Here is a 15,843-nt window from a genome sequence, read left to right on the forward strand (position 1 = left end):
TCACAATGTGAGCTTTTTTAGGGAAATCAGCCTCGGCTGTTTTTTGTTATCTACTCTCCGTATCTCACTAAACTGATGTTACCGTCTGTTTGACATTGTGTGACATCGAAATCCAGATCGGTCAATTTATATACACTATCGCAAATTTAGTGAAAAACCCTTCCTGCTATCTGTTGTTATACCCGCCTCAAACGCCGATAATATAAAGATCTCTTTAAAATTGTATTGAATGGCATGACTGAGTATTTATTGCTTCTCGTCGGTACCGTCCTCGTTAACAACTTCGTTTTGGTGAAGTTTCTTGGCCTCTGTCCATTTATGGGCGTGTCTAAAAAGCTTGAGACCGCGATTGGTATGGGCCTGGCGACAACATTTGTGCTTACCCTCGCATCGGTAAGTGCCTACCTCGTTGAAACCTACATTCTGGCACCGTTAGGCTTGGGTTACTTGCGTACCCTGAGCTTTATTTTGGTCATTGCAGTGGTCGTTCAGTTCACCGAAATGGTGGTACATAAAACCAGTCCGACCCTTTATCGTCTGCTCGGAATATTCTTGCCGCTCATCACGACAAACTGTGCAGTGCTGGGTGTCGCACTACTTAACATCAACGAACAGCACAACTTTATCGAATCCATCATTTATGGTTTTGGTGCAGCAGCAGGCTTCTCACTTGTGTTGATTCTGTTCGCCGCGATGCGTGAACGCATTGCCGCAGCGGATGTCCCTGCACCATTTAAAGGTGCATCTATCGCAATGATTACCGCAGGACTTATGTCACTGGCGTTCATGGGCTTTACTGGATTGGTGAAACTGTAATGAGCGGAATTCTAATTGCGGTAGCAGCTATAGCCATTTTGGCTGCCGTATTTGGCGTGTTGTTAGGCTTTGCGTCTATCCGCTTTAAAGTGGAAGCCGACCCAATTGTCGACCAAGTCGATGCGATTTTGCCACAAACCCAATGTGGCCAGTGCGGCTATCCCGGCTGCCGTCCTTATGCAGAAGCCATCGCGAATGGTGATGCGATCAACAAGTGTCCTCCAGGTGGCCAAGCGACTATAGAGAAGCTCGCCGACCTTATGGGCGTGGAAGCCACAGAGTCTGCTCACGACGAAGAAAAGAGCGCAAAAACCGTCGCCTTTATTCGTGAAGACGACTGTATTGGTTGTACCAAGTGTATTCAGGCGTGCCCTGTAGACGCCATTATTGGTAGCACCAAGGCCATCCACACAGTATTGAAAGATGAATGTACAGGCTGTGACCTTTGTGTTGCGCCGTGTCCGACAGATTGTATTGAGATGATCCCAGTTCAAACAACGCCAGAAACGTGGAAATGGCAACTTAACCAGATCCCTGTTGTACAAGTGACCGACCATGAAAATGCCGGGGTGAAACAAGCATGATCACCCTTATCGAACAAATCAAACACGGTCAGATCTGGGATTTCCATGGTGGGGTTCATCCACCTGAAAACAAACACCAGTCTAACCAACAGACTATACAATCTGCTGAGATTCCAAGCGAAATTGTACTGCCACTGAAGCAGCATATCGGCACAACCGGACAGCTTTTGGTGTCCGTTGGCGACAAGGTATTGAAAGGCCAGCCGCTGACGAAGTCAGACGTACTGCAAGCCTGCCCTGTCCATGCGCCGACGTCAGGCGAAGTGGTTGCGATCGAAGCGCGCACCATTGCTCACCCTTCTGGATTAACAGACAACTGCATCGTTATTCGCCCTGACTTTGAAGACACGTGGGCAGAAAAATCATCGGTTGATGATTACCTCAGCAAGTCGCCAGAAGATCTTATCGATCATATCCGACTCATGGGTATCGCAGGTATGGGCGGCGCAGGTTTCCCTGCCGCGCGCAAACTACAAACCGCGCATAACAGGACCGAAATACTGATCTTGAACGGGGCAGAGTGTGAACCTTACATCACGGCGGATGATCGCCTGATGCAAGAGCGCGCAGACGAAATCGTTCAAGGTGCAGAAATTCTCAAGCATATCGTTAATCCAAAGCTAACCGTGGTGGCACTGGAAGATAACAAGCCAGAAGCTATTGAAGCACTCAAAACGGCAGTGATGGGTAAAGACGACATCCTTGTTCAGGTTGTACCAACCAAATACCCTTCTGGTGGTGAGAAACAACTGATAAAACTGGTCACGGGTAAAGAAGTACCAACCAAAGCCATTCCTGCTGCTATCGGCATCATGGTTCAAAACGTGGGTACTGCTTTCGCTATCAAACGTGCAGTGATTGACGGTGAGCCGCTTATCGAGCGTGTGGTAACACTAACGGGCACCACGCTAAAAGAGCAAAGCAACCGTTGGGCTTTGCTAGGCACTCCAATCAGCTTCTTATTGGACAAGCATGGCTACCAGCCTGACAAAAAACTGGAACGCGTGATCATTGGTGGTCCAATGATGGGCTTTACCGCGCCACACACTCAGATCCCAGTGACAAAAGTGACCAACTGTATTCTGGTACCGAGCAAACGCGAAATTGAGCCAAGCCACGGCGAAATGGCGTGTATCCGATGCAGCAGTTGTGCAGAAGCCTGCCCTGCGTCCTTGTTGCCACAACAACTTCAGTGGTACGCGAAAGATCAAAACTACGATAAATGCGAAGAGTACAACCTGTTCGATTGTATTGAATGCGGCGCATGTGCTTACGTTTGTCCAAGTGAGATCCCCCTCGTTCAGTACTATCGCCAAGCAAAAGCGGAAATTCGTACACGGGATGCAGAACATCAATCGGCCGAGCGCGCACGCGAGCGTTTCGAAGCGAAGAAAGCCCGTTTAGAGCGCGATAAAAAAGAGCGTGAAGCGCGACATAAGCAAGCGGCTGAAAATCGCCGTAAGGCAATGGAAAAATCCGGTGACGGTGACGCAATCGCCGCTGCTATTGCGCGAGTTAAAGCGAAAGGCGAACAAGGCTCCGCAGTTGCAGCAATAAAACCCGCCGTTGCCGCGGCCATTGCGAAAGCGAAAGCGAAGCAAGCAGAAGCCGCTGTTGCAGGTAGTTCTGAACCCGACAACAGTGAAATGAGCAAGCTTCGCGAGGAGCGTAAACGCCTTGCTAGAGAGCGAAAAGCACAAAAAGAGGCGACGACAGACACTTCGCCTTCTGACAGCACAACAGACAAAAAAGATGCTGTAGCTGCGGCAATTGCCCGCGCGAAAGCGAAAAAAGCAGCGCAACAAGCCGATGCACCAACGAGCGAGTCTAGCGAGGGTGATGCGAAGAAAGCAGCAGTAGCGGCGGCTATCGCTCGCGCGAAAGCTCGCAAGGCAGAACACGCTGAATCAGTTGAGCCAACAGAAAATGCGTCGTCTGATGCTGACCCGAAAAAAGCTGCTGTTGCGGCTGCAGTTGCTCGCGCAAAGGCGCGTAAAGCGTCGCAACAGGTAGACTCGCAAGATACCGCTGATGTTGTAGTGCCTTCCGAGAACGACCCGAAGAAAGCGGCTGTCGCTGCTGCCGTCGCCCGTGCAAAAGCACGCAAAACGGCTCAGCAGGCCGAAGCGCAAGATACCGCCGATATGGTTGAATCTTCTCAGGAAGATCCGAAGAAAGCAGCCGTCGCTGCCGCCGTTGCCCGGGCAAAAGCACGCAAAGCGTCTCAGCAGGCTGAAGCGCAAGATACCGCTGATGTGGTTGAATCTTCTGAGGAAGATCCGAAGAAAGCAGCCGTCGCTGCCGCCGTTGCCCGAGCAAAAGCACGCAAAGCGGCTCAGCAGGCCGAAGCGCAAGATACCGCTGATGTGGTTGATCCTTCTATTGAGGAAGACCCGAAGAAAGCGGCTGTCGCTGCCGCCGTTGCTCGCGCAAAAGCGCGTAAAGCTGCTCAGCAAGCCGAATCAAAACAGCTCCAAAGCGAAAATACTGAGGTTCAAGCTCCGCTAATCGAAGAACCTTCCGCGGAAGAGCCTGTGATTGAAGACCCGAAAAAAGCAGCTGTCGCTGCTGCAGTCGCGCGAGCAAAAGCGCGTAAAGCAGCGCAAATGCAAAACAAGAACGAGGATGAGTAATCGTGGCCTTTTTTCTAGCCAGCAGTCCACATAGTCATAACCGCAGAAGCACCAAAGACATCATGATGACGGTGATCCTATGTACCCTTCCGGGTATCGCGGCACTGTGTTACTTCTTTGGCTGGGGCGTGTTGTTGCAAGTGCTCATCGCCTCTATCACAGCAATGGTGGCAGAAGCCGCCATTGTTGCTATGCGTCGTCGCCCTGTTAAGCGTTACTTGCAGGACAACTCTGCCCTGCTGACAGGGATTTTAATCGGCATTGCTATCCCGCCTTTTGCACCTTGGTGGATTGCGGTGATTGGCTCTCTGTTCGCTATTGTTATCGCAAAACATCTCTATGGTGGCTTGGGACAAAACCCATTTAACCCCGCGATGGTGGCTTACGTTGTTCTGCTGATCTCTTTCCCTGTACAAATGACGACGTGGCTACCGCCATCATCACTGCTAGCGCAACCGTTAAGCTTTATGGATGGACTGTCAACCGTGTTTACAGGATTGAGCGTTGATGGATTCAGCGTCAACCAACTCCGACAAGCTGTTGATGGCACCACCATGGCGACACCGCTAGACACCGTCAAAACGGCACTGCTGGCAGGTAAAACCGTAACAGAAGCCGTTCAAGAGCCCGTATTTGGCACCTTTGCGGGCCTAGGCTGGGGCTGGGTGAACCTCGCGTTCCTTGCAGGTGGTATTGTGTTGCTGAAACTAAAAGTGATTCAATGGCAAATCCCTGTTGCGATGCTGGCAACACTGCTTGTGTTCAGCGTGGTAGGTTTTGCTATCAGCCCAGATACTGTCGCGTCTCCGCTATTGCACCTATTTTCGGGCGCAACCATGCTAGGTGCATTTTTCATCGCAACCGATCCGGTTTCTGCATCCACCACGACAAAAGGTCGACTGGTATTTGGTGCCATGATTGGCATGCTTGTTTACCTCATCCGTACTTTCGGTGGTTTCCCTGACGGTGTGGCATTTTCCGTGTTGATTGCAAACATGTGCGTGCCTTTGATTGACTACTACACCAAGCCAACCACATACGGTTACAGTAAGGAAAGTAAATGATCCGCGCGATGAGAAAAAATGGGTTGGTTCTGGCTTTCGTCGCCCTGCTTTCAACTGGCTTGATTGCAATTACCGATGCACTAACCAAAGACACCATTGCTGAACAACAAAGGCTGCAACTGCTGAACGTATTGAACCAAGTAATCCCTACGTCGATGCATGACAATCCGCTTTACAAAAGTTGCACCATGGTAACCAGCCCCGAACTGGGTTCTAAGTCACCGATGCCAGCGTACATTGCAACCAAAGACGGCAAGACAACGGCGATCGCTATTGAAGCCATTGCACCTGACGGCTACAACGGCGCAATCAAAATTCTGGTGGGTGTAGACACCAATAAAACCGTGCTGGGTCTTCGTGTATTGAGCCAAAACGAAACACCGGGATTAGGTGACAAAATTGAACTGAGCGTGTCCGATTGGGCCCTGTCGTTCAACAACCAAAAAATTGAAAGTGCTGACGACAAACGCTGGCACGTGCAGAAAGATGGCGGTCAATTTGACCAATTTACAGGCGCAACCATTACGCCTCGTGCTGTTGTAAACGCAGCGCGCAAAGCGGCATGGTACGTAAGCGAAAACCTCGATACCATCGTTAGACAACCACAAGATTGTGGAGATGCATCATGAGCCAAAACATTGAATTAATGAAAAACGGGCTTTGGAACAACAACCCAACGCTCGTTCAATTGCTAGGCCTTTGTCCTTTGTTGGCGGTATCGTCTACTGTGGTCAACGCTTTGGGCTTGGGTCTTGCTACGCTGCTAGTACTTGTCAGCTCGAATCTGACTATTTCGCTAGTACGTGAGTGGGTACCGAAAGAAGTACGTATCCCTATCTTCGTAATGATCATCGCATCACTGGTAACCTGCGTTCAACTGCTGATGAATGCCTACGCATATGGCCTTTATCAGTCTCTGGGGATCTTCATCCCGCTGATCGTAACCAACTGCATAATCATTGGTCGTGCCGAAGCATTTGCTTCGAAAAACACTCCTCTGCCATCGGTACTTGATGGCTTCTGGATGGGCTTGGGCATTACGCTATCACTTACCGTAGTTGGTGCTATCCGAGAGGTATTGGGAAACGGTACCTTATTTGATGGCGCGGATCGCTTGCTCGGCGAATGGGCGGCAGGTCTGAAAATACAAATCTTCCACTTCGACAGTGCGTTTTTGCTGGCATTGTTGCCACCAGGCGCATTCTTAGCCGTGGGTTTTCTTATTGCCGCGAAAAACGCCCTCGACGAGCACCAAGCGAAGAAACAGCCAAAAGAAAAAGTCGTGATTGAACGTGCCCGCGTGACATCAACAGACTAACAATTCAATTCAATGGAAGAGCAATGAATAACGAAAAACGAGTCCAAATACTGGAGCGCTTGCGCGCGGAGAATCCACATCCGCAGACAGAGTTGAACTGGAGTACACCGTTTGAGTTACTCATTGCAGTATTGCTGTCTGCACAAGCGACAGATGTCAGTGTAAATAAAGCCACTGACAAGCTATACCCAGTCGCTAACACCCCTGCATCCATTCTCGCTTTAGGGGTGGAAGGTGTTAAAGACTACATTAAAACCATTGGCTTATTTAATTCTAAAGCAGAAAACGTCATCAAAACCTGTCAGATTTTAATCGACAAGCATGGTGGCGAGATACCCGAGGATCGGGAAGCACTTGAAGCCTTGCCAGGCGTTGGGCGTAAAACAGCAAATGTTGTACTAAACACCGCATTTGGCTGGCCAACAATTGCCGTCGACACCCACATTTTTCGCGTATCCAATCGTACAAAATTTGCGATGGGCAAAAATGTCGACCAAGTGGAAGAAAAACTTCTCAAAGTCGTCCCTAAAGAATTTAAAGTAGACGTTCACCATTGGCTGATTTTGCATGGTCGCTATACCTGCGTGGCGCGAAAGCCTCGTTGTGGTAGTTGCATCATCGAAGATCTTTGCGAATTTAAAGACAAGGTCTATCCAGACGAATAAACAAAAGCCACCCAAGGTGGCTTTTTCTATACCCAAACAACCTGATGGGTCAGTTTTCAGGTTGCTTGGGTATAAATCATACAGACATATTAAAGGAGCATGTCATGAGCCGTATTCTTCACACCATGATTCGCGTTGGCGATTTGGACCGTTCAATTGCTTTCTATACCGACGTGATGGGTATGCAACTTCTACGTAAAAACGAGAATGAGCAGTTCGAATACACGCTAGCATTTGTTGGTTACGGTGACGAATCGCAAGGTGCGGTTATCGAACTCACCTACAACTGGGGCACTACCGAGTATGAACAAGGTACTGCATTCGGTCACATCGCGATTGGCGTCGACGACATTTACAGCACCTGTGATGTCATTCGCGCAGCGGGTGGCAATATCACACGTGAGCCTGGCCCAGTTAAAGGTGGCTCAACGGAAATCGCATTTGTTGAAGACCCTGATGGCTACAAAATTGAGCTTATTCAAAACAAAAGCGCATCAGAGGGTTTAGGCAACTAATCCCCATGGGAAACGCCGTAAACATTGCGGCGCTTTCCATTTGCATATCGCTATATACATAATTATCAATACGACATACTGCAAGTCGTTTCTTTCTGATTTAAGCCCCCTTCACATTTCCCGAGTTCATCCTTCAAAATCAATTATCTCTGATAGGCTTATTGTATTGTCGCAATAACAAGACTATGCCTTCATGCTCCGTAAAAAGAACACGCTACAACTGCACATCGCCAGCATTTTTTTCATCGTCGTCTCTGTGCTTTCACTGATACTGATCATCCTCAGTTATCAGAACTCAAAAGCATTAAATGAGCAGCTTGCGAGAGAGCGTACCTCGCAAAATGCTGAACAGGTTAAACTGGCTTTTGATAAGAAAATCACCCCCGTTCTCACTGCGTTGGAAACGCTGGCTGTGTCAGACTTTGGGCATACACTCGACGCGTCTAACGACGAAAACTGGCTTGCTTCCGTCAATGCCATCATGGATGTTTCCCCTGACGTACTATCGATCTATGTCGGGTATGAAAATGAAAGCTCCGCATTTATTCGCTCAACGCGACCTGCATTTATGCGTGACCAGTTCTCAACGCCAGACAACTCACACATCATGGTCGATATCAACCAGAGCAATGGCAATCAAGTCAGAACCTACTACGACGACAAGCTTCAATATATCGCAGAAAAAACCGACAAAATCTCGTATTTACCCACGACGCGGCCATGGTACAAAGATACGCCGCATGATGGTTCGATTTATATTACTGACCCCTATTTCTATCTGTTTATAAAGCGGATGGGAATTACAATCTCTAAACGCATTCCAGAAAATGGCGGTGTTCTGGCAGCCGACATTACGCTCGCATCCCTCAATGCTTTCCTAACATCACTGCCTTTCTCAGAGGACTCTCAAGTACTGCTTGTTGATGACAATGGCACCATACTTGCGCAAAACGGCATCATGCAGAATGCTGCAGAGAACACATCACAAGATACCTATACGAAGGCAATTAAAAATACCCCGTTGAACACTATTTTCACGTCTGAGAACTGGTCGGAATCCTCACAAACCTTGACCCATAAAGGCGTGTTGTGGCGCATTACACTGGTAAATGTCGCCTTTGGGCAGGGAAATGGCTTATGGTTAGCAACCGCTATTCCAGAGAATAAATTGATTGGAACGGCCCTTGAAGCCAGAAACAACCAAATAATCATCAGCTTTGTGGTTCTGGGTATCGGAATGATTCTGATCCTTTGGGCATCGCGACGTATTGCAACACCTTTGAGATTGCTCAACCAAGCCACACAGCGCATTAGAAACCTCGACTTTACTGGCGTTAAAACGCCCGAATCAACAATTCAAGAAGTGCGAGAGTTGTCTGACTCAATCAGCGTGATGTCTGAAACCATCGGTGATTTTTTAAACACACTCCACCGAGTCTCCCATAGCCAGAATTTCGAATCGCTCTTGGCAGATATGGTGTCTCATTGCCAAAAAACATCAGGCGCGGATTATGTCCTTATGTGGGCAGCAGACATGGATGATCGAAACCAGCTTTCTCTTGTGACCCACTTTCCTGAAGAGATCAGCGAAACCACCATCGATATTTCCCTTTTGCTGAGCATACTGCCAGACATGGCAGAAGCTCTCGACAGCCAGCGTTTCTATACCTTCTCTCCAAACGAAGAAATAAAGAACCAGTGTTGCTTACCCGCGGAACTCGAAAGAGCATGGGTGCTGCCTCTTCATAACAGAGACAAAGAATGCGTCGGTTATGTCTTTATCGGTTTCAACCACAAAGTCTCTGCGGAGCAAGAGGAAAAAATTGCCTTTATTCAGGAGTTCCTTGGCTTTGCTTCGCTCATCAAAGAAAACTGGGACCATATTGCAGCCCAACAAAACCTCTTTAAGTCATTCATTGAGCTGATGGCTTCAGCTATCGATACAAAATCACCTTATACTGCGGGTCATTGTCAACGTGTGCCAGAGTTGACCTTTATGATTGCCGAAGCGGTCAGTAACGACGATGAATCGTTCCCTCACTTCTCGTTAAATGAAAAGTCACGCGAAGCCTTATACTTTGCAGCGTGGCTTCATGATTGCGGAAAAGTAACGACCCCCGAATATGTGGTCGATAAAGCCACCAAGCTCGAAACCATTTACAACCGTATCCACGAAATCAGAATGCGCTTTGAAGTATTAAAGCGTGACGCCGAAATAGACTATTGGCGGAAAAAAAGTCGTGGAGAAACCTCGGATGTTGATTGGGAAACACTGCAACAGACCCACCAGCACTTAGACGATGATTTTGCGTTTATTGCCCAATGTAATATTGGGGGTGAATTCATGGATGATGCTTCTATAGAAAGGCTCAACCGGATCAGCGAAATAACATGGACACGCACACTTGATGATTCACTTGGCTTGTCGTGGGAAGAGGAAGAACGCAGGAATAGAAGGCACGACAGATCACTACCTTGCGAAGAGAAGCTACTCGTTGACCGAATAGATCATCAGATCCACTGGATGACAGAGCAACGCAAATACTTTGATAATTGGGAGTTCAAATTACCTGCTCCGTTTTTGCAATACAATCGCGGAGAAGTTTATAACCTGAGTATTCGCAGAGGCACTCTGAATGATGAAGAGCGTTTCCGCATCAACGATCACATCATCCAAACCATCCTTATGCTTAGAAAACTGCCCTACCCAGAGCACCTGAAACGCGTCCCTGAAATCGCAGGTGGGCACCATGAAAAACTGGACGGCAAAGGCTACCCCTACGGGTTGAATGAAAGTGAGCTGCCCATTGATGCACGAATTATGGCTATCGCCGATATCTTTGAAGCACTAACCGCGAGCGACAGACCTTACAAAAAAGCGAAAACACTCAGTGAAGCTCTCAAGATCTTGGCTTTCATGGCCAAGGACAAACACGTTGACCCTAAGTTGTTTGAGCTTTTCATAAAGCAGAAAATCTATCTGAAGTATGCAGATGATCATTTACCTCAACAGCAGCATGATGATGTTGACGAAGATGCGCTGCTTAACCTTGTATTTGCCGCCGACAAGGCGCAAAACACCACAAAAGTATAAGGAAAACTCAAGTGTTCACGTTTATCTATTCGTACGTACTGTTTCATCCGTTAGACGAGAAAAACAGACAGGTATTTCTTTTCAAAAGTTCGAGGCTTAACTCAGCGTGAAATTGTTTTACGTGATGAAATTCATAGGCATGAATGTAAATATCTTGAAAATTTTTAGATCTAATAGTCTCTAAGTAACATCTTACTTTTAAGACAAGACGCATGCTCCCGAAGAAACATTACACACTCCAAATCCATATTGCTGGTATTTTCTTTGTTGTCGTCTCGGCACTTTCTTTCATCCTAATTATATTGAGCTATCACAACTCAAAAGCACTGAATGAGCAGCTAGCCTCAGAACGTGCCGTTCAAAATGCGGAACAAATTAAAGCCTCATTCCAGAACTTGGTCTCCCCCGTTGTGACATCACTCGACACCTTAGCTGCTTCTAGCTTCGGAAAAACACTCTATTCGGCGAACAACAAGCTTTGGATTTCAACCATCGATGCCATCATGACACGCAATCCAGACGTGCTAACTGTTTACCTTGGCTACCCTGATGAAAGCTCAGCTTTTATTCGATCTACCAAACCACGCTTTATGAAAGAGCAATTTTCAACGCCAGACAACAGCCACATTATGGTGGATATCAACATGGCGTCAGGTCGGCAAATTCGCACTTACTATGATGCAGACTTAAGCCACATAGATACTGCTATCGATGCCATCGAGTACTCGCCTACATCGCGTCCTTGGTACACCGCCGCCCCGAAAGACGGCAACATTCATGTTACTGACCCCTACTTCTACCAGTTTATTCAACGAATGGGCATCACACTTAGCCGCAAACTGCCCTCTGGAGATGGCGTCCTTGCAGCAGACATTACCATCGCCTCTCTAGAGAATTATCTCAATGCGCTTATGGACTCTCCATCCACGCAATTGATGCTACTCGATGACAAAAAACGCATCTTTGCCCATACAGGCTTTCTACCCTCCATGTCCACAGGATCGAGCCAACAGCTTTATCTTGATGCTCTTGCTAAATCCCCGCTGAATACCTTTTTCGCTAGCCCCCAATGGGAAGAGAACAACCAAAAAGTCGAACACGACGGGCAAACCTGGGTGCTGAATTTAGTCCACATCACTTTTGGCGGAGAAAGAGGCCTTTGGCTGGCAAAAGCGATTCCAGAAACAGCACTGATTGGCAGTGCAATTGAAGCAAGAAACAACCAAATCATCATCAGTGCGTTTGGGTTACTCATTGGCACGCTAATGGTACTTTGTGCTTCTCGTAAAATAGCTACCCCTTTGAAGCAGCTAGGTCTTGCAACGCAAAACATCCGACGCTTAGATTTCTCCTCTGTAGACACCCCGACCTCAAACATTGTTGAAGTGCGCGAACTGTCCGAGTCAGTAGAGCTGATGTCAGAAACAATCGGAAGCTTCCTTGATACGCTCCACCGTGTTTCCAACAGTAATAACTTCGATGCGTTGATGTCCGATATCGTATGTCATTGCCATCAAACTGTTGGTGCTGACACGGTGCACTTATGGACCAAGCCCGCAGAACAAGAAGACGCCTTAGCCCTGATTGCGCATCATCCAGCTAACAGCCAGGAAAGTGAGATCAATATGGCTAAATTGCTTGATGATTCGCCCGAAATTGCTAACGCACTAAGCGGACAAGCGTTCTTTCGCTTTACACCGTCAGAAACAGACATACAGCGCAGCCATTTTCCAGCGGACATAAAGCATGCTTGGCTGCTTCCGCTTTACAACCGTGATCGTGAAAATGTTGGCTGTGTGCTTCTTGGTTTCCATGACTGCCCAACAAAAGAGCAAGAAGACAAAATCCACTTTATTCAGCAATTTTTAGGGTTCGCCTCACTAATCAAGGAAAACTGGGACCGCGTTTCTGCCCAAAAGCATCTTTTTAAATCGTTTATCGAAATGATTGCATCTGCAATTGATACAAAGTCCCCTTATACAGGTGGCCACTGTCAACGAGTGCCTGAACTGACATTTATGCTCGCAGAAGAAGTCGACAAAGATAAAGAACGGTTCCCTGAGTTCTCACTCGATGAACAATCCCAAGAAGCGCTATATTTTGCCTCTTGGCTGCATGACTGTGGAAAGGTCACAACACCCGAGTATGTGGTCGACAAAGCCACCAAATTGGAAACCATCTACAACAGGATTCACGAAATCAGAACACGTTTCGAAGTGTTGAAACGCGATGCCGAAATCACTTACTGGCAAAAACGATTTGAAGGCGAAGACGAAAGGATATGGCGAAAGTGGCTGGGTACAACGCAACAAAAACTCGATGAAGACTTTGCGTTTATCGCCAAATGTAATGTTGGCGGTGAGTTTATGGATGACAGCAACCTTGTTCGCTTAGATGAAATTTCGAAAAGGACATGGGTACGCACCATCGATGACTCATTAGGCCTTTCTTGGGAGGAAACAGCCAGACGAGCCAATCGCGGTGACACTGTGCTACCGGCTGTTGAACGTGTACTAGATGATAAAACTGATCATCAAATACCTTGGCTTGAACAACAAAAAGAGGCATTCCATAATTGGGAGTTCAGTCTGAAAATTCCTGAGCTACAGCACAATCGCGGAGAGTTATATAACCTCTCAATCCAGCGCGGAACACTAAATGATGAAGAACGATTCATCATTAATGATCACATCATTCAAACTATCAAGATGCTCAGAAAGCTGCCTTATCCCAATCATTTACGAAATGTGCCAGAGATAGCAGGCGGGCACCACGAAAAGCTTGATGGAAAAGGCTACCCATATGGACTTGATGAAGCGTCACTGTCTGTCGACGCGCGAATTATGGCCGTCGCTGATATCTTTGAAGCACTAACAGCCAGTGACAGACCGTACAAGAAAGCCAAGACATTAAGTGAAGCACTAAAAATACTGGCATTCATGGCAAAAGATAAGCATATAGACCCAGCACTGTTCCATGTATTTATTAAGCAGAAAGTTTATCAACGCTATGCAGATACGTTCTTACCGCCATCTCAACATGACGCAGTCAATGAAGAGGCACTACTTGCGATAGCCACACCACCGATACCAAATAAAGAGGAAACGCCAGTATAGCGGTTTCCCCTTCCTCTAAAATGGTACCCCAAAATAACAAAAAGCCCCTTGCAAAGGGGCTTTTTACCGTTAGCTACCGCGAGGTTATATAATGGTTCGTCCGAGCGATATCACCACGCGCCGGTTCTTATTTCGCCCAATCGGTGTTTCATTTACAGCAATTGGACGCCTCTCCCCGTAAGCTTCAACCTGTATGCGGTTTTTGGGTAACCCAAGAGACATGAAATACTCTTCAAGTTTTTGCGCGCGTTTTTCCGACATCCGTTGGTTGGCCGCTTTTGCGCCACGGGTGTCAGTGTATGTCGCCATAAGGACCAAATCGATATCAGGGCTGTAACGAACAAACTCTGCAATCTGCGCGAGTTTTGCCATGGACTGCTTATTTAACTCATCGCCGTTTTCGTCGTAGTGCAGCGTTGTAAATGCAATATCTTCAAACGAATAAGGCAAAAGGCGCGATAAGCAATTGCTGAACTCATTATAAGAAGGTTGGAACGCAACAGGTGACAGAGCCACTTCTACGCGCTTCCCGCGACTTTGCCACTCGCGAAAACTGAATGTTGGTAAACGCCCCGACTCCAACTCTGCCAACATACTCCAAGCAGTCTGGCCGTCAACATACCCATCAAACTGTTTGTAAAATCGCAAACGGTCAATGTATTCAGCAGGCTCGCCAGGGGTCCAAACAGGCGGTTTAGACAGCAAGGCAACATTTTCGGTTTGCCCCATAGGTCGGCGCATTTCTAACTCAAAATCTAAATTGATTTTCTTGCTGGCGCGAGATGTAAACGTCGCCAGTCCAAAGTTAGGAATTACATGCTGGACTCGACACTCAATCGGCGTATCCACTTTTACCTGCCATACTGATTCAGTCGGCTTGGCACCGTAATACTTGCTCGCATTCACAGACAAAGGAGTGAGTGCAGCTGCAATACACAGAGGAAGAAGCGTATGGCGGATCGCGCTTTTCATAATCTGGGTAAGCTCCTGTGTCTTTGGCTAAATGGGTTATTAGATTTATCGGTCGGCACACCGACTTCTTTAATGGTAATTGTAATAATCATCGGCCCAACAAGAAAATGAAAAAGACAGCAGCTTCTGACATAATGCACGCCTGATTTTAATGAGTTGCTCAAATATGACCCAAGAAACCAACCTAAACACCTTAAAAGCGCGATTTCGTGGCTACTTCCCTGTGGTTATTGATGTTGAAACTGCAGGTTTCAATGCCAAAACTGACGCATTGCTGGAGATTTGTGCCGTCACTTTAAAGATGGACGAAGAAGGTTGGATTTCACCCGATAAAACCCTGCATTTTCATGTCATGCCGTTCGAAGGAGCCAACCTTGTAAAAGAAGCTCTGGAGTTTAATGGTATCAAAGACCCATTCAGTCCATTGCGCGGTGCTGTCAGTGAAGAGCACGCACTAAAAGAAATCTTCAAGCTCATTCGAAAAGAGCAAAAGGCACAAGGTTGTCAGCGCTCCATTATGGTTGCACACAACGCAAACTTTGATCACAGCTTTGTAATGGAAGCAGCAGACCGAGCAAGCCTAAAACGAAACCCTTTCCACCCATTCGCAACATTTGATACCGCCGCGCTAAGTGGATTAGCACTTGGACAAACTGTTTTAGCGAAGGCATGTAAAACGGCGGGCATCGCATTTGATAATCGTGAAGCGCATTCGGCACTCTACGATACAGAACGAACTGCAGAACTATTCTGTGAGATTGTTAACAAATGGAAAAAATTGGGCGGTTGGCCCGTTATTTCGCCTGAAGAAGAATCCGAACAAAGTTCTGATTAAAAACCGCTTTCTCCCTTCAAGACTCTTTGCGGGATGCCAATAAAATCAAGGCATTCCGCTCACTCCCTCTCAGTATTCAAACATTCGTTTCAAACATAAGTATGAATTAGTGATATTTTAGTGGTCATACCATTGTAGATCTCGCGCAAACTATTGATAACAAATCCGTCACATTCACGAAAAAGCCGAATATACTCTTAAAACTGAACCGCTATAGCGTGATTGATACAG

General features: G+C 47.2%; 12 protein-coding genes. 11 read left to right on the top strand and 1 reads right to left on the bottom strand.

Annotation, left to right across the window (positions count from 1 at the left end):
* Nucleotides 1-234 precede the first annotated feature (234 nt).
* From rsxA to LRP49_RS08805, 10 genes are all read left to right on the top strand, one after another.
* Nucleotides 235-816, top strand: a complete 582-nt coding sequence (gene rsxA / locus LRP49_RS08760) for an electron transport complex subunit RsxA (RefSeq protein WP_274141679.1) — start codon at nt 235-237, stop codon at nt 814-816.
* Nucleotides 816-1,400 (top strand): electron transport complex subunit RsxB, encoded by a 585-nt coding sequence (rsxB, locus tag LRP49_RS08765; RefSeq protein WP_274141680.1) that lies wholly within the window; start codon nt 816-818, stop codon nt 1,398-1,400. The genes rsxA and rsxB overlap by 1 nt, the downstream gene beginning before the upstream one ends.
* Entirely contained in the window at nt 1,397-4,033 is a 2,637-nt protein-coding gene (gene rsxC, locus LRP49_RS08770) for an electron transport complex subunit RsxC (RefSeq protein WP_274141681.1), read from the top strand. The genes rsxB and rsxC overlap by 4 nt, the downstream gene beginning before the upstream one ends.
* Before the next feature lie 2 nt (nt 4,034-4,035).
* Nucleotides 4,036-5,097 (top strand): electron transport complex subunit RsxD, encoded by a 1,062-nt coding sequence (rsxD, locus tag LRP49_RS08775; RefSeq protein WP_274141682.1) that lies wholly within the window; start codon nt 4,036-4,038, stop codon nt 5,095-5,097.
* A complete protein-coding gene (gene rsxG, locus LRP49_RS08780; RefSeq protein WP_274141683.1) occupies nt 5,094-5,726 on the top strand; it encodes an electron transport complex subunit RsxG in 633 nt (210 codons plus the stop codon). The genes rsxD and rsxG overlap by 4 nt, the downstream gene beginning before the upstream one ends.
* On the top strand, nt 5,723-6,415 hold the full coding sequence (locus LRP49_RS08785; protein ID WP_274141684.1) for an electron transport complex subunit E: 693 nt from the start codon (nt 5,723-5,725) through the stop codon (nt 6,413-6,415). The genes rsxG and LRP49_RS08785 overlap by 4 nt, the downstream gene beginning before the upstream one ends.
* Nucleotides 6,416-6,438: 23 nt before the next feature.
* Entirely contained in the window at nt 6,439-7,080 is a 642-nt protein-coding gene (nth, locus tag LRP49_RS08790) for an endonuclease III (protein WP_274141685.1), read from the top strand.
* A 104-nt stretch (nt 7,081-7,184) separates the two neighbouring features.
* Nucleotides 7,185-7,595, top strand: a complete 411-nt coding sequence (gene gloA / locus LRP49_RS08795) for a lactoylglutathione lyase (RefSeq protein WP_274141687.1) — start codon at nt 7,185-7,187, stop codon at nt 7,593-7,595.
* A 193-nt stretch (nt 7,596-7,788) separates the two neighbouring features.
* Nucleotides 7,789-10,689: an HD domain-containing phosphohydrolase gene (locus LRP49_RS08800; protein WP_274141688.1), complete on the top strand. Its 2,901-nt coding sequence runs from the start codon at nt 7,789-7,791 to the stop codon at nt 10,687-10,689.
* 212 nt (nt 10,690-10,901) lie between these two features.
* A complete protein-coding gene (locus LRP49_RS08805) occupies nt 10,902-13,805 on the top strand; it encodes an HD domain-containing phosphohydrolase (RefSeq protein ID WP_274141689.1) in 2,904 nt (967 codons plus the stop codon).
* An 84-nt stretch (nt 13,806-13,889) separates the two neighbouring features.
* Here the strand turns inward: LRP49_RS08805 and motY are convergent, their stop codons facing one another.
* Entirely contained in the window at nt 13,890-14,777 is an 888-nt protein-coding gene (gene motY / locus LRP49_RS08810) for a flagellar protein MotY (RefSeq protein ID WP_274141690.1), read from the bottom strand.
* Between the two features lie 166 nt (nt 14,778-14,943).
* Here motY and rnt point away from each other — a divergent pair, with 166 nt between their 5' ends.
* A complete protein-coding gene (gene rnt / locus LRP49_RS08815; RefSeq protein WP_274141692.1) occupies nt 14,944-15,612 on the top strand; it encodes a ribonuclease T in 669 nt (222 codons plus the stop codon).
* Nucleotides 15,613-15,843: the final 231 nt, after the last annotated feature.

The organism is Enterovibrio qingdaonensis (assembly GCF_028683135.1).
In the GTDB taxonomy this organism is placed as follows: domain Bacteria; phylum Pseudomonadota; class Gammaproteobacteria; order Enterobacterales; family Vibrionaceae; genus Enterovibrio; species Enterovibrio qingdaonensis.

Coding starts and splice junctions, on each gene's coding strand:
- rsxA (WP_274141679.1), top strand. CDS start 235: ATGACTGAGTATTTATTGCTTCTCGTCGGTACCGTCCTCGTTAACAAC.
- rsxB (WP_274141680.1), top strand. CDS start 816: ATGAGCGGAATTCTAATTGCGGTAGCAGCTATAGCCATTTTGGCTGCC.
- rsxC (WP_274141681.1), top strand. CDS start 1,397: ATGATCACCCTTATCGAACAAATCAAACACGGTCAGATCTGGGATTTC.
- rsxG (WP_274141683.1), top strand. CDS start 5,094: ATGATCCGCGCGATGAGAAAAAATGGGTTGGTTCTGGCTTTCGTCGCC.
- LRP49_RS08785 (WP_274141684.1), top strand. CDS start 5,723: ATGAGCCAAAACATTGAATTAATGAAAAACGGGCTTTGGAACAACAAC.
- nth (WP_274141685.1), top strand. CDS start 6,439: ATGAATAACGAAAAACGAGTCCAAATACTGGAGCGCTTGCGCGCGGAG.
- gloA (WP_274141687.1), top strand. CDS start 7,185: ATGAGCCGTATTCTTCACACCATGATTCGCGTTGGCGATTTGGACCGT.
- LRP49_RS08800 (WP_274141688.1), top strand. CDS start 7,789: ATGCTCCGTAAAAAGAACACGCTACAACTGCACATCGCCAGCATTTTT.
- LRP49_RS08805 (WP_274141689.1), top strand. CDS start 10,902: ATGCTCCCGAAGAAACATTACACACTCCAAATCCATATTGCTGGTATT.
- motY (WP_274141690.1), bottom strand. CDS start 14,777: ATGAAAAGCGCGATCCGCCATACGCTTCTTCCTCTGTGTATTGCAGCT.
- rnt (WP_274141692.1), top strand. CDS start 14,944: ATGACCCAAGAAACCAACCTAAACACCTTAAAAGCGCGATTTCGTGGC.